This is a genomic window from Oleiharenicola lentus, assembly GCF_051660365.1.
GTDB lineage: Bacteria > Verrucomicrobiota > Verrucomicrobiia > Opitutales > Opitutaceae > Lacunisphaera > Lacunisphaera lenta_A.
Genome location: NZ_JBOZXB010000001.1, coordinates 2932323 through 2958543 on the forward strand (window position 1 = coordinate 2932323; position 26221 = coordinate 2958543).

Annotated in this window: 26 protein-coding genes and 2 tRNA genes; 19 read left to right on the forward strand and 9 right to left on the reverse strand. The window is 58.4% G+C overall.

Annotation, left to right across the window (positions count from 1 at the left end; translation table 11 throughout):
- The first annotated feature begins 14 nt into the window (after positions 1-14).
- Positions 15-797: a hypothetical protein gene (locus tag ACRRQW_RS11165; protein ID WP_438481452.1), complete on the forward strand. Its 783-nt coding sequence runs from the start codon at positions 15-17 to the stop codon at positions 795-797.
- An 87-nt stretch (positions 798-884) separates the two neighbouring features.
- Here ACRRQW_RS11165 and ACRRQW_RS11170 read toward each other — a convergent pair whose 3' ends face one another.
- Complete coding sequence (locus ACRRQW_RS11170; protein WP_438481453.1) at positions 885-1262, reverse strand: RNA-binding S4 domain-containing protein; 378 nt, start codon at positions 1260-1262, stop codon at positions 885-887.
- A 130-nt stretch (positions 1263-1392) separates the two neighbouring features.
- Between ACRRQW_RS11170 and msrA the strand changes: the two genes are divergently transcribed.
- The 8 genes from msrA to ACRRQW_RS11210 all read left to right on the forward strand — a co-directional run bounded on the left by msrA (position 1393) and on the right by ACRRQW_RS11210 (position 7609).
- Positions 1393-1950: a peptide-methionine (S)-S-oxide reductase MsrA gene (gene msrA / locus ACRRQW_RS11175; RefSeq protein ID WP_438482355.1), complete on the forward strand. Its 558-nt coding sequence runs from the start codon at positions 1393-1395 to the stop codon at positions 1948-1950.
- A 111-nt stretch (positions 1951-2061) separates the two neighbouring features.
- Complete coding sequence (locus ACRRQW_RS11180; RefSeq protein WP_438481454.1) at positions 2062-2865, forward strand: Hsp33 family molecular chaperone HslO; 804 nt, start codon at positions 2062-2064, stop codon at positions 2863-2865.
- Positions 2866-3210: 345 nt separating this feature from the next.
- Positions 3211-3921, forward strand: a complete 711-nt coding sequence (locus tag ACRRQW_RS11185; RefSeq protein WP_438482356.1) for an alpha/beta hydrolase family protein — start codon at positions 3211-3213, stop codon at positions 3919-3921.
- A 94-nt stretch (positions 3922-4015) separates the two neighbouring features.
- The gene (gene pnuC / locus ACRRQW_RS11190) at positions 4016-4585 is read left to right on the forward strand and encodes a nicotinamide riboside transporter PnuC (RefSeq protein ID WP_438481455.1); all 570 of its coding nucleotides are present in this window, start codon (positions 4016-4018) and stop codon (positions 4583-4585) included.
- 2 nt (positions 4586-4587) lie between these two features.
- A complete protein-coding gene (locus tag ACRRQW_RS11195) occupies positions 4588-5130 on the forward strand; it encodes an AAA family ATPase (RefSeq protein ID WP_438481457.1) in 543 nt (180 codons plus the stop codon).
- Between the two features lie 108 nt (positions 5131-5238).
- Entirely contained in the window at positions 5239-6303 is a 1065-nt protein-coding gene (locus ACRRQW_RS11200) for a TlpA family protein disulfide reductase (protein WP_438481459.1), read from the forward strand.
- A gap of 78 nt (positions 6304-6381) precedes the next feature.
- Positions 6382-6816 carry an RbsD/FucU family protein gene (locus ACRRQW_RS11205; RefSeq protein WP_438481460.1) on the forward strand — a complete coding sequence of 145 codons (435 nt, stop codon included), beginning with the start codon at positions 6382-6384 and terminating at the stop codon, positions 6814-6816.
- Positions 6817-6823: 7 nt separating this feature from the next.
- Entirely contained in the window at positions 6824-7609 is a 786-nt protein-coding gene (locus tag ACRRQW_RS11210) for a tRNA threonylcarbamoyladenosine dehydratase (protein ID WP_438481461.1), read from the forward strand.
- On the opposite strand, the gene ACRRQW_RS11215 is transcribed toward ACRRQW_RS11210, so the two are convergent.
- Both ACRRQW_RS11215 and ACRRQW_RS11220 read right to left on the reverse strand, forming a co-directional pair.
- Positions 7595-8437 (reverse strand): TatD family hydrolase, encoded by an 843-nt coding sequence (locus ACRRQW_RS11215; protein ID WP_438481462.1) that lies wholly within the window; start codon positions 8435-8437, stop codon positions 7595-7597. The two genes, ACRRQW_RS11210 and ACRRQW_RS11215, sit on opposite strands and share 15 nt — an antisense overlap.
- Positions 8438-8573: 136 nt before the next feature.
- A complete protein-coding gene (locus ACRRQW_RS11220) occupies positions 8574-9263 on the reverse strand; it encodes a fatty acid desaturase CarF family protein (RefSeq protein WP_438481463.1) in 690 nt (229 codons plus the stop codon).
- Positions 9264-9442: 179 nt separating this feature from the next.
- On the opposite strand from ACRRQW_RS11220, the gene ACRRQW_RS11225 reads away from it, so the two are divergent.
- Positions 9443-10348 (forward strand): LysR family transcriptional regulator, encoded by a 906-nt coding sequence (locus ACRRQW_RS11225; protein WP_438481464.1) that lies wholly within the window; start codon positions 9443-9445, stop codon positions 10346-10348.
- A gap of 6 nt (positions 10349-10354) precedes the next feature.
- On the opposite strand, the gene ACRRQW_RS11230 is transcribed toward ACRRQW_RS11225, so the two are convergent.
- The 3 genes from ACRRQW_RS11230 to ACRRQW_RS11240 all read right to left on the reverse strand — a co-directional run bounded on the left by ACRRQW_RS11230 (position 10355) and on the right by ACRRQW_RS11240 (position 14910).
- Positions 10355-12919, reverse strand: coding sequence for a DUF1553 domain-containing protein (locus ACRRQW_RS11230; protein WP_438481466.1), 2565 nt, complete (start codon positions 12917-12919; stop codon positions 10355-10357).
- Positions 12916-14358, reverse strand: coding sequence for a DUF1501 domain-containing protein (locus ACRRQW_RS11235; RefSeq protein ID WP_438481467.1), 1443 nt, complete (start codon positions 14356-14358; stop codon positions 12916-12918). The genes ACRRQW_RS11230 and ACRRQW_RS11235 overlap by 4 nt, the downstream gene beginning before the upstream one ends.
- Positions 14359-14439: 81 nt before the next feature.
- Positions 14440-14910, reverse strand: coding sequence for a SufE family protein (locus ACRRQW_RS11240; RefSeq protein WP_438481468.1), 471 nt, complete (start codon positions 14908-14910; stop codon positions 14440-14442).
- A 2-nt stretch (positions 14911-14912) separates the two neighbouring features.
- Between ACRRQW_RS11240 and ACRRQW_RS11245 the strand changes: the two genes are divergently transcribed.
- Complete coding sequence (locus ACRRQW_RS11245; protein WP_438481469.1) at positions 14913-15221, forward strand: hypothetical protein; 309 nt, start codon at positions 14913-14915, stop codon at positions 15219-15221.
- Positions 15222-15227: 6 nt separating this feature from the next.
- Here the strand turns inward: ACRRQW_RS11245 and ACRRQW_RS11250 are convergent, their stop codons facing one another.
- The 3 genes from ACRRQW_RS11250 to ACRRQW_RS11260 all read right to left on the reverse strand — a co-directional run bounded on the left by ACRRQW_RS11250 (position 15228) and on the right by ACRRQW_RS11260 (position 19670).
- Positions 15228-16952 carry an ATP-binding protein gene (locus ACRRQW_RS11250; protein ID WP_438481470.1) on the reverse strand — a complete coding sequence of 575 codons (1725 nt, stop codon included), beginning with the start codon at positions 16950-16952 and terminating at the stop codon, positions 15228-15230.
- A 38-nt stretch (positions 16953-16990) separates the two neighbouring features.
- Complete coding sequence (locus tag ACRRQW_RS11255) at positions 16991-18961, reverse strand: M48 family metallopeptidase (RefSeq protein ID WP_438481471.1); 1971 nt, start codon at positions 18959-18961, stop codon at positions 16991-16993.
- Between the two features lie 106 nt (positions 18962-19067).
- On the reverse strand, positions 19068-19670 hold the full coding sequence (locus ACRRQW_RS11260) for a LemA family protein (protein ID WP_438481473.1): 603 nt from the start codon (positions 19668-19670) through the stop codon (positions 19068-19070).
- A gap of 185 nt (positions 19671-19855) precedes the next feature.
- On the opposite strand from ACRRQW_RS11260, the gene ACRRQW_RS11265 reads away from it, so the two are divergent.
- From ACRRQW_RS11265 to secE, 8 genes are all read left to right on the forward strand, one after another.
- Entirely contained in the window at positions 19856-22498 is a 2643-nt protein-coding gene (locus tag ACRRQW_RS11265; RefSeq protein ID WP_438481474.1) for a tetratricopeptide repeat protein, read from the forward strand.
- 49 nt (positions 22499-22547) lie between these two features.
- Complete coding sequence (locus ACRRQW_RS11270; protein ID WP_438481475.1) at positions 22548-23195, forward strand: MotA/TolQ/ExbB proton channel family protein; 648 nt, start codon at positions 22548-22550, stop codon at positions 23193-23195.
- Positions 23192-23659 (forward strand): ExbD/TolR family protein, encoded by a 468-nt coding sequence (locus ACRRQW_RS11275; RefSeq protein WP_438481476.1) that lies wholly within the window; start codon positions 23192-23194, stop codon positions 23657-23659. The genes ACRRQW_RS11270 and ACRRQW_RS11275 overlap by 4 nt, the downstream gene beginning before the upstream one ends.
- A 6-nt stretch (positions 23660-23665) precedes the next feature.
- On the forward strand, positions 23666-24397 hold the full coding sequence (locus ACRRQW_RS11280) for a hypothetical protein (RefSeq protein WP_438481477.1): 732 nt from the start codon (positions 23666-23668) through the stop codon (positions 24395-24397).
- Between the two features lie 93 nt (positions 24398-24490).
- Positions 24491-24566 (forward strand) — tRNA-Thr (locus tag ACRRQW_RS11285).
- A gap of 72 nt (positions 24567-24638) precedes the next feature.
- The gene (gene tuf, locus ACRRQW_RS11290) at positions 24639-25829 is read left to right on the forward strand and encodes an elongation factor Tu (RefSeq protein WP_438481479.1); all 1191 of its coding nucleotides are present in this window, start codon (positions 24639-24641) and stop codon (positions 25827-25829) included.
- 81 nt (positions 25830-25910) lie between these two features.
- Positions 25911-25986 (forward strand) — tRNA-Trp (locus ACRRQW_RS11295).
- 20 nt (positions 25987-26006) lie between these two features.
- A complete protein-coding gene (gene secE, locus ACRRQW_RS11300; RefSeq protein ID WP_438481480.1) occupies positions 26007-26213 on the forward strand; it encodes a preprotein translocase subunit SecE in 207 nt (68 codons plus the stop codon).
- The last annotated feature ends 8 nt before the right edge of the window (positions 26214-26221 follow it).

The following is a 26221-nucleotide window of genomic DNA, read 5'->3' on the forward strand; positions in this document are numbered from 1 at the left end:
GGTATAACCCCTGTATGAAGAAGCTTATCAAATTATCTCTCGCGGCCGCTCTGGCCGCTTTCGCGATTGGCTCGGCCAACGCGCAGATGGTCACCTTGCAAACCGTCCAAGACTACGATGGTTCGATCCAGCAGTTTAATAACAACCAATCGCTCACGCAGACTTTCCGTAATGTGACGGGAGTTGAAACGATGACCTATCGTTTCGTCAGCAACAGCATCAGCACGACGTATGCGACCACCCTCGAGGCTTACTTTGTGGAATGGGATCCTTCACTCAATCGCGCCGTAGGCACCCCCATCTGGTCGCCTGTGACTCTTCAAGTCATTCCTGCTTCCAACACCGTTGGCTGGTCTCTCTACACGGATCGTAATGGCGAGGACTACCTCGGCTACGACTATACGCTCACTCCGAGTCAGAATGCGCTCAATTCGAGCGCCACATATGCGATGATCCTCCGCGCCGTGAGCAATACTGGCCCGGGCGCGACGACCCGCATCGGCCTCCAAGTCATTTCCGACACTTACAATGGCAACCCGCGCGATTCTTTTGCTTTCGGTGCGGCCTACCAGTTGGGCGGAACTTCCGGCTATTCCACCTTAACGAGCTCGAGCAGCTCGGCGATTTCCAACAATTCCGATTTCGGTTTCCAACAGCTCGTGATCACGCCGGTGCCTGAGCCGTCGACCGCCGCTGCTTGCTTCGCGGCGCTCTTTGTTACCGGCTTGGTCGGTCGCCGCCTCTACGTGAAGCGCCAGCAAGCCGCTGCCGCCCTCGTGCCGGTCACGGTTTCGTAATTACGTAATTTAAATCTTCATACACCCAAGCCCGCGGTTAACTCCGCGGGCTTTTTGTTGTCTGAGCGGAACGCGTCGAGACTGCGTTTAATCGAAGCCGAACAACCTGCCCATTTCGCGACGGTTCTTTTTTGTGGGCCGGCCTTGGCCGCGATCGCGGGCGAGCATGTGTTCAAGCGTGGCTTGCTTGGCGCGCTCATACTCGGCGGGCGGCGTCAGGTCCTGCATGAAATCAGGCACTAGTTTCGCGCCCACGCGAGACTTCGGTAGCCCGACGACTTTTAACGTCCGGGTGACGACGCCCACGCGCACGGTCACGGTTTCACCCACATGGATATCGCGCCCCGGCTTTGCTTCGAGCTCGCCAATGAAAACTTTGCCCGCGCGACAGGCGGCGGTGGCTTCAGGGCGGGTTTTGAAAACGCGCACACTCCAGAGCCATTTATCGAGACGGGGATCGTCCATGGCACCTACGACTAGCGAACTATTGTGCGCCGTCCAGTCGTTCGGTTGCGCAGGAATAAATTGTGGCTAGCGTCCTCCTAACTCCATGAAACTATCCCTGCTGAGTTTATTTCTCTCTTTCACCACCGCCATGACCCTTACCGCTGAAACTAAACCCGCCTCGAAAACCGAACTCGCGACCGTCGGTGGCGGTTGTTTCTGGTGCACTGAAGCCGTGCTCGAACGCGTGCCGGGCGTGAAGTCCGTAGTGAGCGGCTACGCCGGCGGGAAAAATGCCAATCCCACTTACGAGGAAGTGTGCACCGGTCAAACGGGTCACGCCGAGGTAATCCAAGTGGAATTCGATCCTGCGGTGGTGAGTTACGAGAAGGTGCTCGAAGTGTTTTTCGAGGCCCATGATCCGACGACGCTGAACCGCCAAGGCGCGGACGAAGGCACGCAGTATCGCTCCGTCATTTATTATCACAATGAGGAGCAACACCAAGCCGCCCTCCGTGCGAAGACCGCCGCGCAAGCACACTTGAGCGATCCGATCGTGACCGAAATCTCCCCGTTGCCGAAATTCTACGCGGCGGAAAAATACCATCAGGATTACTTCGTGAAGAATCCCAACGGGCAATATTGCGCCTTCGTGATCAAGCCCAAGGTTTCGAAACTCGAAAAGAAGGGCGTCATTCCGAAGAAATAACGGCGCAGCGAAAACTTCGATTTCCGCCAATCACGGCGCCTTCACGGGCGCCGTTTTTTTGTGTCCCGAGTGCATTGCTGGACTTTAGCGGATTTTGATTACACTCATCACATGTCAGAAAATCAGCAGCCTGAACTCAATGGATCCGTCGTCACGGTGGATTTTATCCGCCACCGTAATGTGATGTTGGTGCGTGCCGACCTTAGTCCGTTGTTCGTGGATTATTACCTGCATCTCGCCGAACACGGGATCAAGCATACGCCGGAGCAAGCCCAGCTCTTGAAGAATGCACTCGCGGTATTTGCGTTGCACTGCGCGTCGCGTCCGCAGGGCGAACACCTCGCGTGGACGATCGGTTTGCAGGAGCCACGTCTGAATCTGTTTTTCTCCGGCGATAATGAGGACTACGGCATCGCCGGGCGCCTCTTTACTGAGAATGTAAAAGCCGCTGACAAAAATATTTTCTACAGCGACATCGTGCCGCGGCGGGGACGCGAAGCGCGTCGCAGCGTGGTGAATTTCGCTGGGGCCGATCTGTTCGCCGCTGCGAGCAATTACTATGAACAGAGCGAACAGCGCCCGATGCGTTTCTTCGACATGGGCGAAGATCATTATGCGATGCTCATTTCACAGCCTGATTGTGACGAAGCATGGCTGCAGCAAGCGACGCCAGAGATTATTCGCAAAGTTTCCGAAACTGAAACGCTCGGACGAATCGAGACGCGACTCTATCGCTGGGAGTGCGGCTGCAATCAGCAGAAAATCCTCGCCGCGCTGGCGCCGGTCGCCCGCGGGGACCTTGCGGACCTTTTCGGTGACAGTGAAATGATCCGCGTCGAATGTCCGCGCTGCGCCGCTGCCCACAATATCTCGCGCGAAACGATGGAGGCCTACCTCGTGCAAAGCGCGAAGTAGGGCTCACCGGGCGACGATGACCAGTTGCGCAAGCGTAACGTCCCTCGAAATAACATAAGAAATAGAAGCTCGAATCGGGCGCGGGCAACCGCGGCCGATTCGATGCCCTGAGCATTTAAGATTTTATTTGCTCAGTGTCGGTAATTCCCGCCTATCGTCCTCAGCGGGCCGCAACTTCACTTCGTATGCTTATTAAAAATCTATCCCAGATGCTGGGATTGGCTCTGCTTGCTTGTAACACGATCGCCGCTCCACCGGCCCCGGTGCCGGTTAAGGATTTGTTTCGCCGGCTATCTGACGCGTCCTCCGAATTCGGCTAAAAACGTTCGCACGCCGCTGGTGCTGATGGTGCACGGTGGACCTTGGGATAATCGAGACTACGGCGTTTTCGATCCCGAGGTGCAGTTTTACGCGACCCGCGGCTACGCGGTGCTTCAGGTGAATTTTCGCATGTCCGCCGGCTATGGACGTCAGCTCGAAGCCTTGGGCAAGAAGCAACTGGGCCGCACGATGCAGACCGATCTCGACGACAGCGTGGACTGGGCGATTGCGCAGGGTATCGCCGATCCGAAATGCCTTTTGATCGCGGGTGGGGCTTACGGCGGTTACGCCACGCTCATGTGCCTGATTCAAAACCCGTCGCGGTTCCGAGCGGGAATCGCGATGTTTCCGCTCACGGATTTAGTGCAGCAGCTCACCGATTTTCAAGATGACGCCAAGCAGTATTCCCGCGAAGACTGGAGGATTTTAAACATCGAAAATTTCAAGAAACACGTGGGCGACCCGGCTGTGGAGCGGTCCGAGATGGAGGCCCATTCACCCAACAACCAGATCGCGAAGATCCAGGCTCCGGTGTTTTTGGTGTATGGGCCGGAAGACGAAGTGATCGATAAACGGCAGGTCAGAAAATTCATCGATCGGATGCGCACACAAAAGAAGAAGCTCGTGCATTTCGCCCCGCGTGAAGAAGGGCATGGCATCACTAACGAGAAGCGCCGACTCAAAGTTTATACCGAGCTGGAGAAGTTCCTCGCCGAATATGCGCCGGCCCGTTGACGTGCTGCCGCGGCGCGTGAAGTAACCTCCTGAATTGCGAATTAAGCCTGGAGTTGCGTCAGGGCGGTGAAGATTGCACTGATGAGGCCAACCTATGGACGTTTGGGAAATCATCGGGACGGTGCTCGGGGTCATCGGAGTGACGCTGATGATCCGGCAAAACATCTGGACGTGGCCGGTTGGCCTCGTGCAAGTGGCCGTTTACGCCTGGGTTTTTTTCCAGGCCAAACTCTACTCCGATGTAATTCTCCAGGCGGCGTTTTTCGTGATCCAGGCTTACGGCTGGGCTCACTGGTTGCGCAGTAAGCGAGGATCAGCCGAAGTCGCGCTGCCCGTTTCGCGGCTCAGTTGGGCCGCGCTGACAGGTTGGATCGCGGTCGGCGCGTTGCTCACTGCAGGTTGGGGCTGGCTCATGCACCGCACGACGGATGCGTCGTTGCCGTGGTGGGATGCGTATATTCTCGTGTTCAGTCTGATTGCCCAATGGCTGCAGGCCCGGAAAAAAATCGAGAACTGGCTGGGCTGGATCTCCGTCAACTCGGTCGCCATCGGCGTGTATTGGGTGAAAGATCTGCACCTGACTGCGGGGCTTTACGTCGTATTCTGGGTGCTGGCCGTGATCGGCTGGCGCGCGTGGAAGAAAAGTTTAACGCTCCCGGTGTAAAGATGAGCACCGATCCAAAGCGCGTCGCGGTGTATGGCCCCGAGTCGACGGGGAAAAGTCAGCTCGCGGAAAAACTCGCGGCGCATTTTCGTTGTCCGCTGGTCACGGAATACGCCCGCGAACGCTGGGAAGATCAGGGCGGGGTGCTGGCGCTCGAAGACATGTTGCCCGTCGCGAAAGAACAATGGCGGCGCGAGGACACCGCCGTGGCGCAGGCACGGGATTTAGTGATCTGCGATACCGATGCGCTGACGACGATGCTGTGGAGCGATTTACTGTATGGCACTACGCCCGATGAACTGCGGCGTGGTGCGGAGAAACGGTGCAGAAGCTACGCGCTCTATCTGCTGCTCGATATCGACGTGCCGTTCGCGCCGGATCCGCAGCGCTGTTTCCCGAATCCCGAGGATCGCGACAAAGCTATGCGCATCTGGCGAGGGGCACTGGATCGGCGTGGCCTGCCCTACGTGCTGATTCAGGGAGATTGGGCGCAGCGCGAAACGGCGGCCATTCAAGCGGTGGAGCAGTTGCTGCAGGGTCGCTGAGTTTGTTCACTTGCCGCTGGTGATCGCGCAGGTTTGGCTGGCGCAGTTCGCTGAGTTTCGGTGATTCAGCAGCACACACCTCAAGGGATTCTTCCCGCCCCCAACCCCATGAATCGTTTACGTCTTCTCGGCGTTGCGCTGCTCGCCTGCGCGTGCGTTGCCTCCGTCTGGTCTCAATCAAAAAATGCCGCGGAGAAAACTCCGGCTGACATCGCAGCTGACGCATTTTTCAAACTGCGCGACGAGAAGGACGCGGTGCCGAGTCAGGCGCGATTCGCGCAGATCATTAAAAGCGGTCTCGGTTTCCTCACGCAATATCCGGCTGAGAAACGCACGAGCGGAGTCATCACTGGCCTGGCCACGTTTGGATCGACGATCAAAGACAAGAAGTTGGCGCCGCAACGCGCCGCCTGGCTTCCGTTGTTGAAGTATGAAGTTATTAATCAGGGTGGCAGCGACAAAAGTGAGCCGGCGCGCCTTGCGTTTGCGGCCCTCTCGGCGTCAATCGCCGGGGTGGAAGCGAAAGAGATGCCCAATCGCGCCACCGTCGAAGCGTTCCGCGAAAAGATTGATCGCCTCGCGGAATTGCCGGGAGCGAGTCGGTTTTTACCGGAGCAGGAGCGTGCCTTCATTCAAGTCCTGAAACAGGCGAGTCCGAAGAATGCGGAGCAACACGCCAACGCGCTATTGAAGCACTCTGAGAAAGCCGTGGTGCAGGTGGCGCGGGACGAATTAAACCTGATCGAAATTGCCAAGCAGCCGCTGGAATTAAAGTTCACGGCGTTGGATGGCAAACCAGTTGATGTCGCCCAGCTCCGCGGAAAAGTCGTTTACCTCTTTTTCTGGGCCACGACAAACGAGGCCTCGGTGAAGGAATTGGCCGCGCTGAAAGAAATTTATTTTACCTACAAAAAACCCGGTTTCGAAATTATTTCGGTGTCTCACGACAAGGAGGCGGCAAAAGATGCCGTCATCAAACAAATGAAAGATGCCCGCTTGGCGGTGCCTGTCTTGCTCGATGGGCAAGGTTCCAAAGGTGAACTGAGCCAGAAACTCAATGTGCGCTCGCTGCCGGCTTCCGCGCTCTTCGATAAAAACGGAATGTTTGTCTCGACGAACGTGCGCGCAACTCGGTTGGAAGCGGAAGTGAAAAAACTTCTCGGTATTAAATAATCGAGCGTTGTCGCAGTAAATCGGGTGGACGCTAAGTTGTTTGCCAACTTGGCGTCGACGCGTAGAGCTACCCGCTGCATGCTGACGACGCGCCTTATTCATCCGGAAGTTCTCTCCGCCCTCGCGAGCTCGGGACATTTTTCCCAAGTGCTGATTGCTGATGGTAATTTCCCCGTCGCAAGCGGACGCGGCCCGAACGCCCGCATTGTGTATTTGAATCTCGCGCCAGGGATGGTGGACGCGGTGAGCGTGCTCGATGTGCTGCTGGAAAGCGTGCCTGTCCAGGCGGCGACGGTGATGGCGCCGCCGGCGGATTATGTGCCGCCATTGCACGCGGTGTATCGCGAGAAACTCGGCACCAGCGTTACTTGGAGCGAGATGGAGCGCTGGAAATATTACGAACAGATCGCTTCGCCGCGCACGACGCTGATTATCGCGACCGGTGAGCAGCGGCGTTTCGCAAACCTGTTACTCGAGATTGGCGTGGTGAAACTAACCAGCGAAAATTTTTGAGTGCGCCGTGATAACTGAAGATTACCAGCAGAGATTTGGCGGACTCGCCCGGCTTTATGGGAAGGATGCGTTGTCGCGACTGTATGCGACGCATGTGTGTGTCGTTGGCGTGGGTGGCGTCGGTTCGTGGGTGGTGGAAGGGCTGGCGCGTTCCGGCATCGGTGCGATCACGATGATTGATCTCGATGATGTGTGCGTGACCAACACCAACCGCCAGTTGCCTGCTCTCGACGGCAATATCGGCCGGCCCAAGGTCGATGCAATTGCCGAGCGCGTTAAGTTGATTAATCCGGGCTGTCGCGTGACCTGCGTATCGGAATTCTTCACGGAAAAATCTGCGGAGCGGTTGCTCGAAACTAAATTCGATTGGGTGGTTGATTGCATCGACCTCATGTCGAATAAATCGCTTTTGATTGCCGAATGCACGAAGCGAGGGCTGCGCGTGCTGACGGTGGGTTCGGCGGGCGGACGACGCGACGCGACGCGCATCAAAGTTTCCGACTTGGGTGATTCCCACGGTGATGAACTGCTTCGTCAGGTGCGGAAGAAACTGCGACGCGACTACGGTTTCGCGAAAGGCGAGGGTAACCATTACGCGATTCCGTGTGTGTCCACGCAGGAGCAGCCGGTTTATCCTTGGGCAGACGGTTCGTGTTCGTCCGAGCCGGAGGGAGGCACGAGCCTGCGGCTCGATTGCGCGACTGGTTTCGGCACGGCGGTGTTCATCACCGGCGCGTTCGGCTTCGCGGCGGCCGGTGAGATTGTGCGCCGCGTGGCCTTAGCTGAGGAATAAGCGGTTGAAATTAAGCTCCACGATTTCTGCGAGCGCTTCAGTCGTAACGCCGCGGAGTTTTGCGAGCGCTTCGTAAGCGACCACCACATTTGCCGGATTGTTAACGGGCGAGCGATCCGGAGCGTCGGGTAAACGGAAACGGATTTTATCGGCGGTGGGCGATTTGGTGGGCGCATCGGTCTCCACGAGCAGCCGGTCCGCAGGGATGTGGCGAAAATTTTCCAAGCGCTCAGCGTAGCGCGGTTCGAGCAATTGAATGTTGAACGAGTAATACGCGCCGAGCGCGGTGAACTCTTTAATCATCTCTGCCGGGCCGGGATAACCGTGGAGCAGAAACCCGCGCGAGGGTTTGGCGTTTTTCCGAATGCTGTCGAGCAACGCGCCCCACGCCTGAACGCAGTGAATTGAAGCGGCGCGGTTAAACTCGGCTGCCAGTGCGAGCTGCGCGGCAAACACTTCGCTTTGCTCTTCGATCGACGCGACGCGCAGGCCGGCGATGCGCGGATCGTCGGGGCGCACACCATCGATGATCCAGCGGTCGAGTCCGATCTCGCCGACGTGTCCTCGCGGGCAGGTGATGAGTTGAGCGCGTAAGGTTTCGAGGTAGCTCGGCGAGCGATTTCCGCTATCCCAGGGATGCACGCCAAAACTCGGCATCACCCAATCGTAAGTTTCGGGCAACGCGGCGACGAGCGGCCATTCGTCTTCGTTGGTGCCGTTGACGACGGCAAATTTGAGTCCGACCGATCGAATATCGCGGTCGACCTGTGCACGATGCGGAGTGAGTTGTTCAAAGTGGAAATGCTGATGCGCGTCGTAGAGATTCACGCGTTTCAGTTAAAGCATCTCCCGCTCCGCGTCAAAATGGAGATGATGCCGATCGATGCCAGCACCGCAAATTTGCAGAGAGCGCCAATCCCGTTTGTCATATATTATATGACAAACGGATCGGGCTGAGCGTGGTTTAAGCGGCGTGTTTTAGTTTCGCACAGTGTGGGCAGCCGGCGCAGTAGCGGCCGCAGGGCTGGTGAGCACTGGCGGCGGGCGCGGGCTTGAATTCCGCGAGCCAATCCGGGCCGGGGCCTTGGCCGCGCACTGCCGTATCTTCGCGGTGTGCGACGCCGGTGATTTGTTCGATCTCGGCTTCAAGGCGCGTCCAGAATTGAAGACGCTCCAGCACGGGATTTACGAAATTGAAGATCGGGCAGTAGAACGTGTTTTTCGGATCCTTGTGGTGCAGGCCGTGGTGACGCGGCGTTTGCAGGATGTGCCAGTCTTGAAGTTTGGAAATGATCAGACCGTTCTCCGCACGAGTGCGATGCGACCATTTGTGAACTTCGTTGGCGTTGACCGAAATCGCGACGAAGAGCAGCAGCTGCCAGTTGAGCCAGCCGAGCGGCCACGCGATAAGCAGCAAGGCGGCGCCGACAAACACGAGGTCGCGCGAGCTTTGCCACCAATTCTTGCGGGTAAAATAGCGAGGCAAGTGATGGTGCACGATGTTGGGACGAATAAAAAGCGGGCCGATGATCGGCGTGTCTTCGGTGAAGTAAGCGTCTTCAAGCCAGTGAATGACGCCCGCGACGAAGTCGGCGAGCGCGGCGATGAGGACGATTTGCAGGGCGATGAACAGAACGGTGAGCACTGTGTTCATGGGATGATGTTTTTGAATGTGCACCGGCAACTGGCCGGAGTGCCCTGAGAATATCCGAAAGCACCGTGGAGGCGTTATTCGATAAGTCTGATGCGCCGCATCGTTTTTGGTGATGGGCTGAACGGCGTGCGCAAAACGGCGTTGCACGCGGTGCGCCGAGCGGGCTTTTAGGAGCGCGCATGAACGTCCATCACCTCGAGCTGTTTTACTACGTGGCGAAACACGGCGGCATCAGCGCGGCGGTGCGAAAGATTCCTTACGGGATTCAACAACCTGCGGTGAGCGGACAGATGGGAAAACTTGAGAAAGAAGTCGGGGTAAAACTGTTTGAGCGCAGTCCGTTTCAACTCACTCCGGCTGGGGCGCGTCTATTCGCGCATGTGCAACCGTTCTTCGAAGGCTTGGGCGCGGTGGAGAAAGAAATGCGCGCGGGCACGCAGCCGGAGTTGCGCATCGGCGGCGCGGAGTTGGTGCTACGGGATCACCTGCCGACGGTGATGCAGCGCGTGCGCGAAGAATTCCCTGGGTTGCGCTTCAGTTTGCGCACAACCGGATTCCAATCGGAAATGGAACAGTGGCTGCGCGAAGGCCAGATCGATGTCGCGTTCGTGCCGTTGCCGGAGCGCGCGCCGGCGGGATTGAAAATGAAACCGCTCGCGCGGCTGCCGCTCGTGTTACAAGTGCCCGCCAAATCAAAACTAAAATCGGCGGCGGCGATTCTCGCGCAGAAAAAAATCACGGAGCCGTTGATTTGCCTGCCGGAGAAATATGGTTTTGTGCGCGAGTTTTTGCAGGGGTCGAAAAAAACCGGTGTGAACTGGCCGCATGTGGTCGAGGCCACGTCGTTGGATCTGGTGACGCGCTATGTGGCCAACGGAGACGGCATCGGCCTGAATGTGATGATTAGTCCCGAGGCGAAGTCACGCGAGGTGCGCACTTTGTTACTGGAGCCGCCGGCGTTTGTGACGATGGGCGCGTTGTGGCGCGGCGAGGCTGCGCCGATCGTGAAGGCGACGATCGAGGGAGTTCAGCACTACGCGCTCACGCGCTGGCCGGACTTCGCGTGCGCGGATTGCCAGGCCTGAACGGAATCAATTTACGAAGACGGCTTCGTTGGTTTGAAACAGTGCGTGGGCGAGTTTCGTCCACGCGTCGGCGGGGCCTTGATTATCGATGTTGCTGCCAATAGGGCGCTGGTCGGCGTAGCGGCCGGCCTTCGCGGCGGCGAGTTGAGCTTGGCGTTTTTCGCGGGCTTTTTCGCGCGCGGTTTTGGCGGCGGGCGATTCTTTGATTTCGAGCGCTTTCCCGGCGGGATTGGCGCGGACATAATTTACGCCTAGTGACACTTCTTGATCGGATGGCGGACGTTGGAAAATCGCGAGGTAGAGCGAGGAGACCCGTTCCCGGTCGGTTTTAAGTTCGGTGAACTCGGGACGGTGCGTGAGCTTGCGAGCGGTTTCGACGACCTGCGGGCTGTTCATGAGGAAAAGCGCCTGTTGCGGCACCGTGGTGTCGTAACGTTTGCCCGAGGGCATGTCGGGATTCGGAAAATCGAATTGTGTGAAGAGTTCCGGCGGGTTGCGCCGATCCATCATTGTATAAAGCGAGCGGCGCTGGCCGAATGCTTCGCTCGAAGGCGGGACGGATTTTCCGCCCACGGTGAAATCGAGCGTGCCGGAGATCGCGAGGATGGCGTCGTAGATTTCTTCGAAATCGAGTCGGCGGAGATTGGAGCGCCACAGCAGCTTATTGTCGGGATCGGCGGCGATGGCTGTCGGGTTCGCGTCGCCGCTCTGCTGGTAAGTGCTGCTCAACATGATGGTGCGGTGAAGTTGTTTGAGCGACCAACCCGAGCTGACGAATTTCGTGGCGAGCCAGTCGAGCAATTCGGGATGAACCGGCGCGGAGGACATGGTGCCGAGGTCGTCGGGTGTGTTGACGAAGCCTTCGCCAAAATGTTGCTGCCAGATGCGGTTCACCATCACGCGGGCGGTGAGAGGGTTTTTGGGATCGGTGATGGCTTTCGCGAGTTGGATGCGACCCGAGCCCTCGTTCCAAGTGGGGCGTTTTTTCGGATCAGGAGAAAGGATTTCAAGGAAACGGCGCGGCACCATGTCGCCTTTGTTCTGCGGTTCACCGCGGACGAGCACCGCGTAATCACGTGAGCGCGGCACATCGACGACGACGTTCGCGCGCGCGGGCGCACCGGGATGCGAGGTTTCGAGGTCGGTGATGGAGCGCTGGAGTTGTGTCTCCTTGCGTTGGTATTCGCGGCGAATTTCTGGCGTGAGGCTGCGCGTGCGGCGGAGTTCGGCGAACTCGGCCTTTACCTTTTCTTCCTCGGTTTTGTAGGCATCGGCCTTGATGAGATATTCGATCAACTCGGGTGTCTTCGGAAGTTTGGTAAGCAGCATGGGCTGGCTGGTGACGCGCGGCGCATCGGCGGTGTTGGCGAAGACGCCGTAGAGCGAATAATAATCCTTGGTGGGAATCGGGTCGAATTTGTGGTCGTGGCAGCGAGCGCACGCGACAGTGAGGCCGAGAAAGGCTTTCGTCGTGACGTCGATGCGATCGGCGATGACGTCGTCGCGGCGGCCGTCAAATTGGTTGCCGAGCGTGAGAAAGCCCATCGCGGCGAGCACGCTTTGATCTACCGGGCCTTCCTGTTTTTTCTTTTTTGCGGCGCGCTCCGCTTCGATGACGATGCGATCCGCGGTGAGCTGTTCGGTGATGAATTGATCGTAAGGTTTGTCGGCGTTGAACGCGTCGATCACGTAGTCGCGATACGTCCACGCGTGTGGAAACCGATTGTCTTCCCGGCGGGCGGGGTCGCCTTTCGTGTCGGAGTAGCGCGCAACATCGAGCCAGTAACGCGCCCAGCGTTCGCCGTAGTGCGGCGAGGCAAGTAGACGGTCGACGACTTTGGCGAATGCGACGGGCGATTCATCGGCGATAAAATTTTGAATGTCGTCTTCGGTCGGTGGCAGGCCGGTGAGGTCGAACGTGGCGCGGCGAATGAGGGTTCGTTTATCGGCGATCGCGTTGGGGTGAAGGTTTTGGTTTTCGAGTTTCGCGAGGACAAAATTGTCGATCGGCGACTGACCCCAGCCGGAATCTTTCACGGAAGGAACGGCGGGATTTTTAACCGGTTGAAACGACCAATGGTCGCGACCGTCGCCGCCGTAGCTGTGCGCGGGTGCAGCGTCGCCGGTTGGCTTGTTTGCAGCGATCGCAGGGACGCGCGGATCTGGTGCGCCGCGCCGCACCCATTCAGTGAGATCGGCGATTTGCTGATCGCTTAACTTCCCGCCGTGCTCTTCGGGCGGCATGCGGAGGTCTGCGTCGGTGTAACGAATCGCTTGAATGAGGATGCTCTCGTCGGGATTGCCTGCGACGATGGCAGGGCCGGAGACGCCGCCTTTGAGCAGGCCGTCACGTGTATCGAGCACGAGGCGTGCTTTGGGGCGCGGCGTTTCGACGCTGTGACATTTGTAGCAATTATCGATGAGGACGGGCCGGATTTTATTCTCGAAAAATTGGAGATCGGACGCGGAGAGTGGCGTGGCGGCGGCGCTGTTGTCGGCGGCATGAATGGTAAGCGTCACGAGCAAGCTCGCTCCCAAGATAAGCGGCCGCGCTGAGATTAATTTCTTCACGCGAGCAGCGGTTTGACGACGTTACCGGCGACGTCAGTGAGGCGGAAATCGCGGCCGTTGAAACGGTAGGTGAGTTTTTTGTGATCGAAGCCGAGGCAGTGGAGGATCGTCGCGTGCAGATCGTGCACGTGGACTTTGTCCTGCACGGCGGCGTTGCCGAATTCGTCCGTCGCGCCGTGAACGATGCCGCCTTTCACGCCGCCGCCGGCCATCCAGATGGAAAATGCTTTGGCGTTGTGATCGCGACCGGGATTTTCGCCGCCGTTGCGATCTTTGGTGGGCTTGCGGCCAAACTCGCCGCCCCAGACAACGAGGGTGGAATCGAGCAGGCCGCGCTCTTTGAGATCGGTCATGAGCGCGGCGAGCGGTTGGTCAATTTCGTTGGCCTTCGCGCTCATGCGATTTTCCAAATCTTGATGGTGATCCCAGCCCGTGTGCCACACTTGGACGAAACGCACGCCGCGTTCGATGCAGCGGCGCGCGATGAGAAGTTGTTTACCTTGCTGCGTATTGCCGTAGGCAGCGCGGGTCTCGACGGATTCCTTGGTGATATCGAACACGTCCGTTGCTTCGGTCTGCATGCGGAAGGCGATTTCGTAAGTCTCAAGTCGGGTTTCGAGCGCGGCGTCGCGCTGGAGATTTTGCGCGTGGAGATCGTTGAGCGAATGAATGAAGTCCAGTTGGCGGCGCTGTTCGGTTTGGGAAACGTAGCTGTTGCGGATGTTTTGGATCATCTGCTGCACGTTTTGCGCCTGCGTGTTGATGCTGCTGCCTTGATAAACACCTGGGAGAAATGCGGCGCCGTAGTTACTGACGCCGCCTGAAGGCAGTCCGCCGGCGCGCAACGAAATGAAGCCCGGCAGATTTTGGTTTTCCGTGCCGAGTCCGTAAACAGTCCACGCGCCGAGACTGGGTTTTGTCACGCGCACCGAGCCGGTGTTCATGAAGACCGTGGCGACTTCGTGCGCGGGGATATCGGTATACATCGAACGGATGACGGTCATGTCGTCGACGTGCTGCGCGGTTTTAGCGAAGAGATCGCTGACCTCCGTGCCGGATTTTCCGTAGCGCTGGAATTTAAAGGGCGAGCCCATGGCGACGCCGTCCGAACCGAGAATGGTGCGATCGTTCATCTGCGTGAGCATCGGTTTGGGATCCCACGTATCGATGTGCGAAGGAGCACCAGAAGCGAAGATGTGGATGACGGCTTTCGCTTTGCCCGGAAAATGCGGCTGCTGCGGCGCGAGCGAGCCGGTGATCGTCGGGGTGGCGTTTTCTCCGGGCGCGGCAATCAAGTTAAGCGGATCCAACATCGTCGCGAGGCCGAGGCCGCCGATGCCCATGCCGACTCGGCTGAGGAATTGCCGACGCGTGAGGAAGTAGTCCTCAATGTTCGTGGAAACGCCGCAACACGGATGGGAGTGATGATCGTGGGACATAGGCGAGGGGTTGCTGTAAGGTGAGACGCGGACATCGCACTTTGGTTTCGGACTAATTTCGCCGTCATCGGCGACAGAATTTTAGCTCACCTGCGCGGCGAACTCGCGAATCTTGGCGCGCACGCTGTGCAGGCCGTTCAAGCGGGTAGGGGAAAGGATTTTCGTGAGCTCGAGTTCTTCCAACAAAACCGGTTCGGTCGCGGCGACTTCGGCGGGAGTGGCGCCGTTGTAGAGATCGCACATCAGCATCAGCAACCCACGCACGAGCGGCGAATCGGCATCGGTGCGAAATTGGCACCGGCCTTCGACGAGCGCGGCCACGACCCAGGCTTGCGAGATGCAACCTTTGACGCGATTGGCGTCGATGCGTTCGGCGTCGACAAGCGGGGGAGTGCGGCGCGCGCGATCCACGATGGCCCCAAGGCGTTCCTGGATATCGGGGATGATCGCGTAGTCGTCGATGAGCTGCTGCTGTTTTTCCGCGAGGGTCACGCGTCCACGATGACCGGCGGCGCGCGGCTTGCAAGCGACTGCGCGGGTGCTTGAATGCACGGATGAATCCTTTCGCGATCTCGTGGTTGTGGCGTGGCTTTATGGGCAAGAGCGTGACGTTTGCGGCGTTGTTCGCGTCGCTGTTGCTGGGTGCGTCGATTGCGGGTGGTTTTACAAAATTGCTACGCGCGCTCGGGCTGCACTGGCTCTACGTCATTCTGGTCCCGATTTTCTTTTTCTCGTTTCTCGCCAAAATGGAGCCGCAGTGGATTCCCGATGAAAAGAAACGCACGCTCTACGCGCGTGGATTGATTGTGGCGTCGATTCTCATCGCTCTGGTAATCGCGAAGCTGCGCGGGCCGACAAGCTGAGCGAAATCAATTCGCGACGGCGGCTTTCAGTTTCGGAACGGTGGCGATGACGCGCGTGAGGTCGTCGATGCGCAGCGGCTTCACGATGTAATCCTGCATGCCAGCGGCCATGTAGCGGGCCTTGTCTTCGCCGACGGCGTGCGCAGTGAGCGCGGCGATGGCAGGCTGGCGGTGGCGCGGAAGTTCGCGGCGGATATGGGCCACCGCGGTCGGGCCGTCCATGTCGGGCATTTCGATATCCATTAACACGAGATCGAAATCCTGGCTTTTGAGAATCGTGAGCGCTTCACGTCCGCTGCTGACGACCGCGGGTTGGTAGCCGATGCGGGCGAGCAGCCGAGCGGCGACTTTTTGGTTTACGAGATTGTCTTCGACTAGGAGCACGCGGCAGGGATTGCGCGTGGCGAACGTGCCATCGAGTTTCACCTCCGCGGGTGCGGCGCTGGCCGCGTTGGAGGGCTCGGATTTGATTGTGAAGTGAAACGTGGAACCTTTGCCGGCCGTGCTCTCCACCCAGATGCGGCCGCCATGCAGTTCGGAGAGGAGTTTGCTGATGGCGAGGCCGAGGCCGGTGCCGCCGTATTTGCGCGTGGTGGAAGCATCGACTTGGCTGAACTCGCGGAAGAGACGATTGAGTTTCTCCGGAGGAATGCCGATGCCAGTGTCGGTGACGGCGAAGTGCAGTTCGATAAAACGCGCGTCGAGCGATTTACTCTCCACGCTGACTTCGATGCCGCCCTGACTGGTGAACTTCGCCGCGTTGGAAAGCAGGTTAACCAAAATCTGGCAGACGCGCGTGACGTCGCCGACGATGCACGGCGGCACGGCGGGATCGATCTTGGATGAAAGCGTGAGTCCCTTGGAATTGGCGACACCGGAAACGAGATCGAGCGCGCGGCGCACGCAGTCGCTGACGATGAACGGCATGCGTTCCAACTCGAGATGACCGGACTCGATCTTGGAAAAGTCCAAGATGTCGTTGATAAGCGTGAGGAGAATTTCGCCGCTGGTGCGGATGGTTTCGCTGAATTCGCGTTGCTCGGCGTTGAGCGGCGTGTCGCGGAGCAGCGTGGACATGCCGATGATGGCATTCATCGGCGTGCGAATCTCGTGACTCATCGTCGCGAGGAAACGGCTCTTGGCTTGCGTGGCGGCCTCGGCTTCGCGGCGGGCGGTTTCGAGCGCGCGTTGAGTGATCTCCAATTGCTGGATGGTTTCGCGCTGTTCGCGGACGGCGCGGCGCAGTTCCATGGCGTTGACGACGTAGCGGCGCAGGATGCGCAACGCGCGATCTTGGTCGGCCGTGAGTTGGCGTGGTTTGTTGTCAGCCACGCACAAGGTGCCCAGCGCGTGCCCATTCGGGGCGATCAACGGCGCGCCGGCGTAGAAGCGGATACCGGGATTGCTGGTAACGTTCGAGAGGTCGCGGAAATTTGGGTCACGACTGGCGTCGGGCACGATATAAAGCTCCTCCGAAGCCGGCACGATGGCGTGGGCGCAAAAAGAAAGTTCGAGCGGCGTTTCCGGCGCGTCGATCCCGACGCGGGCTTTGAACCATTGTCGCGCTTCGTCGACGAGCGTGATGGCCGCAGTCGGGGCGTCACAAATCTGGGCGGCGAGCGCCACGAGATCGTCGTATTCCTGTTCGGGCGGGGTATCGAGGATATCGTATGACCGCAGCGTGGCCAGACGTTGGGAATTTTCAGCAGTGGCGGTGACGTTTTGCCTCATAATTGCGGGGCAACGCGCACAATGAAAATGGAATGCGTTTACGCAACTGCAGAAGGCAACGACATCGGAATATCCAGCGTCGCGCTGAGCGCCCGGAAGAGTTCGCTCTCTTCGACAGTGACTTTTCCGTCGGCGCCGATCGTTTCGGCGACGGCGATGAGCAGGCGTTTCTTGATCGGGAGCGAACCGCGCGCGACGCGATCAAGCGCTTCGGAAAATACTTCGAGTCCGCTGCCGGCGGGAAGCAACGCGACTTTGTCGGCGATCAGCGGAAGCTGTTTTGCGCCGACCGAAAAAGCCGCGTTGGCGGCGACCTCATCGCGCTGACCGGTGCGAGCGACAAAAGAAAGAATGATGGAGATCGCATCGGCGACGGCGTGGAACGAGTGGAAATCAGCGCGTGATTTGGCGGGACCGGCGGATTCGAGTTGGTGCAAAATCATTTTGTGCAGCGCGAATTCAAACGTCGTGACTTCGGCGTCGGCGTGGACGAGCTCGTCGAGTGCCGTGGCAAATTTATCGAGTTCCGGCTGCGGCAATGCGCGCAGCGCGGGCAGACAGAGTTGCAGGAGCGGCAGGCGCGCGGTTTCCGGGAGCGCGGCGAGTTGCGGGACAAACGCTGCGGCGCGCTCGGCGGCTTCGGCGCTGGCGTGCGTGCGGATAAGCGAGACGGATTTTTCGTTGTCCGATTTTGAAGCGCCAAGCACGGCGGCGAAGATCAACGCGGGTGCCTGGGCCGGGTCGCGCGTGGCGGCGCGGAGTTCGGGCGGGATGGTTTGCAGGATATCCTGCGCTTCCGAGAAATGCGTTTCAGTGAGCGCGCCGATGTTGGCGACGATCGCCGCCGGCGCGAACGGAATGGAGGGAATGATCGGCGGAATGCCGGACGCGGTGCGCGGGAGCGGGCAGGTTTTATGGCCGGCGGAGCGGAAACTCTCGGTCTTCACATCGACGACGGTTTTCGGTTCGAACAGTTTGCCGTCCCAATTGGGTTCGACCGCGCGGATGCGTTCATCGAGCGGCGGATGCGTCGCCCAGAGGCCGCCGAAGTTGGATTTGAAAGCTTGGCTGAAGAAAAAGTGTCCGAGTTCGGCGCCGTGTGCGTTGAGGATGTTGCCGCCGAGCGCGTAGCCACCAATTTTTTTCAACGCGCCGCTGATGCCGGTGGGATTGCGCGTGAACTGCACGGCGGAAGCGTCAGCGAGAAATTCACGCTGGCGGGAGACGGCGGCTTGGATGAGGCGTCCGAAAAAATAGCCGATGTAACCGACGACCATGAGCGCGATGCCGATGCCAATCAGCGCCGCGACGTTGCCGCCTTTTTTTCCGCTGGAGCGAACGCGTCCGCGTCCGAGCGAATAGAGGATGCCGCGGCCAATCAAGCCGATGACAAGGATGCCGAAGACGATCGCGGTGATGCGGACATTGAGCCGCATATCGCCGTTGAGGATGTGGCTGAACTCGTGGGCAATGACGCCTTGCAGTTCATCGCGCGTGAGTTTTTCGAGCGTGCCGCGCGTGACGGCGACGGCAGCGTCGCTGGTGTTGAGACCCGCGGCAAAAGCGTTGAGCGCGGGCTCTTGGTCGAGGATGTAAACCGCCGGCACGCTAATGCCTGAGGCGATGGACATTTCTTCGACGACGTTGAGCAATTGGCGTTCGCGCAGATCGCTGGTCTGCGGATCGACGCGACGTCCGCCGGCCATTTCGGCGATGGCGGGGCCACCGCCGCGCATCTGCGACCACTTATAAAGAGAAGCGAAACCGACCACGGCCAGCGTGCCACCAGCGGTGATGAGAAAAAGTTTCGGATTCCACCACGACGTCCGCGTCGATGGATTACTCGAATAATATCCGTCTCGCTGGCTGTTGAAAACTTCGCGTTGGTTTACGAACAGCATCGCGCCGGCATAGCCCGCGAGGATGGTGCCCAACACCGCAAAGGCGAAGAGCACGACGAGGCGGTTGGTGCGTTTCTTCGCGCGGGCTTGGGCTTCGAAAAAATCCATGGAGGGGAGCGATCAGTTTTCAGCGGTCAGCAACCAGCGACGAATGAGAGCGATCAACCAGGTCAGGATTGAGCTGATCGCTGAAAGCTGAGGGCGGCCTGCGTCCTCAAGCAAAACTGACTTTTGGCGCGGTGCGTTCGGCGGCGTCTTCGATTTGGAAAAGTTGCGCTTCGCTGAAGTTGAACATGCCCGCGAGGAGATTGGTCGGGAACGTTTCGCGCTTGGTGTTATAGGTCATCACCGAATCGTTGTAGGCCTGGCGGGCGAACGAGATTTTGTTTTCCGTGGAAGTGATTTCCTCGGTCAGCTGCATCATGTTCTGGTTGGCTTTGAGGTCAGGATATTGTTCCGAGACGACCATCAAGCGTGACATGGCACCAGCGAGGCCGGTTTCGGCGGCGAGGAGGTTTTTCACGGCGCCGGCGTCGGCGGGATTCGCGGCGGCGTTTTGCGAGGCGGTGTAGGCGATGTTGCGCGCCTTGATGACGGCTTCGAGCGTGCCGCGCTCGTGCTTCATGTAACCCTTGGCGACTTCGACGAGATTAGGGATGAGATCGTAGCGGCGTTTGAGCTGCACGTCGATTTGCGCGAACGCGTTTTTGAAACGGTTACGCAGTGAGACGAGAGCGTTGTAGCCTCCGATGGCCCACATTGCGAAAACTACGGCGACAGCGAGGATGATGAGAAGAACGATAATTGCGGCACTCATGGTTGTGATGGTTTGAACTAAACGAGCGTGAGAATGTCGGACGCGAAGAGCAGCGCGAGTAATTTCATGTTACACAACCGACCGATCTTTCGATGGGCATGCACCAGGAGATTTTCTTGGTCGCTTGATGCGGCGGCACGGCGCGCTTGCCACGTGTGCGGAGGGCTGCACGCTGCGATGTATCCATGAGTAAGTCGGCGCACGTTTTATCGATTACGTTTTTGCTCGCGGCGGTTTCACTGGTTGCGCAGGTCGCGGGGCCGAGTCCGCTGGCAAGCGAACAGGCGGCTTCGGCGGCAGTGCCGGCGACGTTGATGCTGGATGAAGGCCGCGCGGATATCGCGTTGCAGATGGGATTCTCCGCGACCGCAGCGGGAGGCTATCGCGAGATTTTGAGTGTGGCGGGAGTTCCTGTTGAGACGAAAAGCCGCGTGACACTTTCACTGGTCACGGCGTTGCTGGATGCGGGCGAAATTCCGGAAGCGGGGAAAGTGCTGCAGGCTTACAGCGGCCCGAAAAACTCCACTTACCAACTGCGCGTCGCGTTGCTGGCGGTTTTCGAGCGTCGTTTCGGCCCGGCCAAAACGGCGTTGGCGAGCGGCAAGATCGAAGAATTGCCGGAAGGCGATATCGGCTGGTGGCACTTCGCGCAGGCACAGATCGCCGATTCGGAAAATGACACCGAGCGTCGCAATGCCGCGTATGCGCAGGCGGGCGCCATGGCGGTGTCGGCGTTGCAGCGCACGCGTTTCGCGCTCGGGCAGGATCTGGCGATTTTGCGGCGGGCCCCTTTGGATGAGAATCGGCTCAACGATCTTAAGAAAACCATTGATGCTTATCAGGGGCAGCGGATTGGTTATGAAAATGTGCGGTATTACGCGGCGGGATTAGCAACCGCGCAACGGGTGCCGGAAGCGCAGGCGCTGTTGCAACGGCAGCTGGCGACCGTGCCGCCGACCGAACGCAACACGGCGGATCAACTCCGGCTTTTGCTAGGCATGATTGCGGGTGAAAAAAGCACGATTGGTCGGAATGCGCTGAAGGAATTGGTGAAGAGCGCGCAGCGCCAGGAAACGCAGCGCCTCGCGTTGCACCTGTTGGCGCGCGGCGCGACGACCGAGCCGGATCGGGCGCAGCTGCGGCGTGATTTGACGGAGTTAGTCGGCTTGCCGACACCGCATCCCATCATCGAAGATTTGTTATTGGTGCGAGCGCAGCTCGCTTTGATCGACAAACAATATGCGGCGGCGGAAGAAGACGCGCGTTCGTTGTTGGGGCAGTTTCCCGGCACGCCGTTGAAGGCCGAGGCGCTCGGCGTGCGATTAGCGGTCGCATGGGATTTAAAACGTTATCGGGCGGCGGCGGATTTGAGCACGCAGTTGCGGGCGCTGCTTCCGGCCGGTCGAGAGCGCGCGGAATTAGGCGTGTTGCTGGCCGAAGCGTTTTTCCGCGCGTCGGATTACAAGAGCGCGTCGGATGCCTACGGGGCTGCGTTGAGTGAGACGCCGGCGGTGGTGGCTCCGGGGATTTTGATTTTTCAGCGCGTGTTGTCGGACATTCACGCGAACCAGCTTGAGTCGGCCGCGAATCAATTAGATGCGGCGGCGAATAATCCCGCGCTTGATCCGCTCAATCGCTGGCAGGCGGAGTGGAATTTGGTGAAGGAGATGCAGGTGCGCGGGCTCAGTGCGCAGGCCGCAGCGCGCGTGGAAAAAGTGCTGGCGAGTGGTGCGCAAGGCGTGCCGGAAGATTTGCGAATTCGACTGATGTGGCTGCGGGCGAGACTCGCGTTTGATACCGGCCAATTTGAAATCGCGATGCAGCAAACCGACGAATTGACCGGGGTGTTGGAGAAAGCGAACGGCCTTGAGGCGGGCTTGCGCGGGGATGTGGCGAGCACGTCACTGCTCCTGAAAGGGCAGGCGTTGTTCGAATTGAAGCGCGACCAGGAAGCACTCGTGACGTTGGAAAAATTGCGCAAGGAATACCAAGGCAGCTCGGCGGCGCAGGATTCCTTTCTGGAGCAGGCGAGTCAGTTGGAAAAGCGCGGCGACCTGGCGGGCGCACAACGCATCTTGCAGACGTTCGTCGACACCAAGGAATACGCGAAAAGTCCGTTCGTGCCGTTCGCGCTTTATCGGATTGCGCTGATTCTCGAGCGCCAGGGACTCGACCGGCATTTGCAGGAAGCTTACGGAAAAAATGTGCTCGAGCGGCTGGTGCAGGATTTTCCGAGGGATGAAATGGTTTTCTATGCGCGTTTGAAGCAGGGCGATTTGCTGCGGAAATTAAATGATTTCGCGGCGGCGCGGCAGATCTACGAAAATTTGGTGAACAACGAAAGCCGTCACCCGGATGTGTTGCTCGCGCAGATCGCGCTCGCGGATTGCATGTTTGCGCAAGCGGCGAACAGCGCGGTGAATTACGAGGGGGCATCGGCGATCTATGAACGGTTGCGCGATTTGCCGTCGGCACCGGTGGATTTGCGCGCGGAGGCCGGATTCAAGTGGGGCTATGCGCTCGCGAAACGCTCGCAGACCCAGCAAGGCCAGGTGGCGAAAGATCAGGCGGCGAAAGCTCAGACGGTATTGTGGTCGGTGGTGGATGCTTTCCTGCTCGACGCAAATGTCGCAAAACAACTTGGGCCCAGAGGACGAGACTGGGTTGCGCGCGCCTTGGTAGAACTCGGGCAATTGCACGAGGCCGCGGGAAGATTCGATGAAGCGCAGCGGGCGTATCAGTTGATCATCGATAATAAACTTAAAGGCACGGCGCTGGCCGAATCTAAACTGGCGAGGTTCCGTCCGGTGGAGACGACGAAGTCATGAGCTTTGACGTTTACGCCGCCTCCGCACCACGCATCATGCGCGCACTTTCATGAGTGATTTCAGTTACAGTGTATTCGCGAAAGGCGGCCCCGTGATGTGGCTGCTGCTGTTGCTCGGGCTGACCGCGCTGATTATTTTTGTGGAGCGCGCGCTGTATCTGCATCGCAGCCAGATTCGTTCAGCGGAGTTTTTGAGCGGCATTAAAAATCTGCTGCAAAAAGAGCGTCTGATGGAAGCGCTGACGTTGAGCGAAGAAACTCCGGGGCCCGTCGCGAAGACCGTGAAGGCCGGATTGCGGCACGCGTCGGAAGACGAACAGGCGATGCGCCTCGCGATGCAGGACGCGGCGCTGGTGGAAATTCCAATTTTGGAACGACGCATCAGTGCGCTGTCGGCGATTGCACAGGTCGCGCCATTGTTCGGGCTACTCGGGACGTTGCTGGGAATGATTAAGACGTTCTGGTTGTTTAACCAAAGCGGTAATTACGCGACGCCGGTGGTGTTGGCGGGCGGCATGTGGGAAGCGTTGCTCACGGCGGCGGCAGGATTGGTGGTGGCGATTCCGGCGCACCTCGCGAGGCACTTTTTGAGCGGTCGAGTGAAAGCGATCGTGCAAGATATGGAGTGGGCCGGGAGTGAACTGATGCGTTTTTTGCTGCGTGATTATAAGAAGGGTGATCCGGGAGAGGGGAAATGATCACGCGGCCACTGGATTTCGAGTCGCGGCTGAGTCCGCCGCCACGGGATTTGGATTTCGTGGCGTGGGTGAATGTAGCGGTGATTGTGCTTTTTTTCGCGTTGCTGGGATCGCGATTTATTTTGTCGCCCGGAGTGGAAATGCAATTGGGTGGTGGGAAATCCGTGTTGGATTTGCCAAGTGCGGGCAGCGCGGCCAACGGTTCGGCGGCTGCGTCGGTCGTGGTGACTTACCGACGCGATAACGTGATCTTGTTTGAGGGAGCGATTTATTCGTTACCGGATTTGCAGAAGCGTGTGCGGGCGTATGCGAAGGCGAATCCGGGCGCAGTGATGCTCGTGCGCATCGACAGGCAGGTCACGATGCAGGCATTTCTTGATTTTGCTGAAATGGTTAAGAAGGAGGGTTTCGGCAGAGTGGTGGTGGCTTCTGAGCCGCGTGAGGAAGCGGATGTGGCTAACTAAACACTTGTGAGCGCGAAAAAGATTTCAGTTCAGCGGCTCGCTTGGGGCGGACTCACACTCGTTTTAGCGGTTGGGGTGGGGTGGTGGACATGGATTCGGGCGAAACCACCATCGGCGATGCCTTCAAAAGCGGAGTCGTCGTCGTTCCTCCAGTTGGCTGGCAAGGGGAGTGATCCGAGTGACCAAGTGTTAAGCGAGACGTCGGAGTTATTCGATCCGACACCGCTGTTTTTCCCGACAGAATGGAATTACGGCCAAAAACAGAATTTGATTTCTACGAAACGCACTCCTGCGCAGATGTTTGCGGGAATCGAGCCGCAGTTTGCCTTTCAGGAGGCGGGTCCGCGATTTTATGGTTCTGCGCCGATTGCAATCAAGGAAGGGTTAGTGGACGTTTTAACCCAAGGCAATGATGTGCCGTTTGCCGGGTTTGGGCGAATTGATGTCGCCAGACCAGTGTTGCCGGCTCGTTCGGGGTTCGTAGAAGTTTTTCTGTTTAATGGGATTACGTCAGTCATTCGTGAACCCTTGGTGAATCTTGTCCTACCGGCGCCGGATTTCTCGCCGGTGGAGTTCGTGTTATTGGTGAACGCGCTTGGGGCGGTGGGGGAGCCGGTCTTGGCCAGCGGTTCGGGGATTGAAGAAGTCGATACGTTTTTTAGAAATTACTTGGTGAAGACTTTCAGAATCGGCGGACGGCTGTTGCCAGGCCGGTATCGCGTGGTGGTCGGTCCGTAGAATTTTCCGGAATTCTGCGAGATTCTAGTTGACGCTAATTTTTTGGAGCTATTCTCTGAACATTCTTTTCAATTTTGGTCTGTGCCTTGGTCTGCCCAGATAGCTCAGTTGGCAGAGCACGTTCTTGGTAAGGACGAGGTCGCCGGTTCGAATCCGGTTCTGGGCTCCAGGCCAACGTCGGTGATCCCCGACGTTAATAAAGATCAACAACTTCAACTAAAACCACATACTCCAGTCCCACATGGCTAAAGGAACATTCGAACGCAAGAAGCCGCACGTTAACGTTGGCACCATCGGCCACGTCGATCACGGCAAGACCACTCTGACCACCTCCATCCTCGCGTGCCAAGCACGCAAAGGTTTGGCTGAGGTTAAGACCTACGCTGACATCGCCAAGGGCGGCACTGTGCGTGATGCTTCCAAGATCGTAACGATCTCGGTTGCTCACGTGGAGTATGAGTCTGACAAGCGCCACTATGCGCACGTTGACTGCCCCGGCCACGCCGACTTCGTCAAAAACATGATCACTGGCGCCGCCCAAATGGACGGCGGTATCCTCGTGGTTTCCGCGGCTGACGGCCCGATGCCGCAGACCCGTGAGCACATCCTCCTTGCCCGCCAAGTTGGCGTGCCAAAGCTCGTTGTGTTCTTGAACAAGGTCGACTTGATCGACGATCCTGACCTGCTCGAGCTCGTTGAAGAAGAAATTCGCGATCTCCTCACGAAGTATCAATTCGACGGCAAGGCCGCCAAGATCATCCGTGGCTCGGCCACCGCTGCTCTCGACAACAAACCTGAAGGCAATGCTGCTATTCAGGCGCTTATGGAAGCTCTTGACTCTGAGATCGACGAGCCGGCTCGCGAACTCGACAAGCCTTTCCTGATGTCGGTCGAAGACGTGTTCTCCATCACCGGTCGTGGCACGGTTGCCACCGGTCGTATCGAGCGCGGCATCGTCAAGATCAACGAGAACGTCGAAATCGTCGGTCTTAAAGACACCACGAGCACGGTCGTTACCGGTATCGAAATGTTCCGCAAGCTCCTCGACCAAGGTCAGGCTGGCGACAACGTCGGTATCCTCCTCCGCGGTATCGACAAGGAAGGCATCGAGCGCGGTCAAGTCATCGCTGCTCCGAAGTCCATTCTCCCGCACAAGAAGGCCAAGGCCGAAATCTACGTCCTCTCGAAGGACGAAGGTGGTCGCCACACGCCGTTCTTCAACGGCTATCGCCCCCAATTCTACTTCCGCACGACGGACGTGACGGGCGTTGTAAATCTCCCGACGGGTGTCGAAATGATCATGCCTGGTGACAACATCTCTGTTGAAATCGATCTGATTGTGCCGATCGCCATGGAGAAGACGCAGAAATTCGCTATCCGTGAAGGCGGCCGCACCATCGGTGCCGGTCGTGTCACCGAGATTATCGCATAACGCGTCCTTAACCTCTTCCGACCGACGCTGCCGGGGCTCCTTTTTGGGGTCCCGGCTGTGTCGTCTAAAAGAAATAAACACAGGGGTGTAGCTCAATTGGTAGAGTAGCGGTCTCCAAAACCGTTGGTTGGGGGTTCGATTCCCTCCGCCCCTGCCACTTCCGCCCGAATAAATAACATGGCAAATCCGTTCCGCAGCGTCCGCATCTTCTTCGGGGAACTCGTTGGCGAGTTGCAAAAGGCCAGCTGGCCCACGAAGACCGAACTCAAGGATTCTACGATCGTCGTGATCGTCGCTTGCTTGCTGCTCGGCCTCTTCACGAGCATCAGCGACTTCGCACTCTACAACGTCGTCGACGCTGTGACCGAGTTGGTCAGCCGTTAACCTATTCG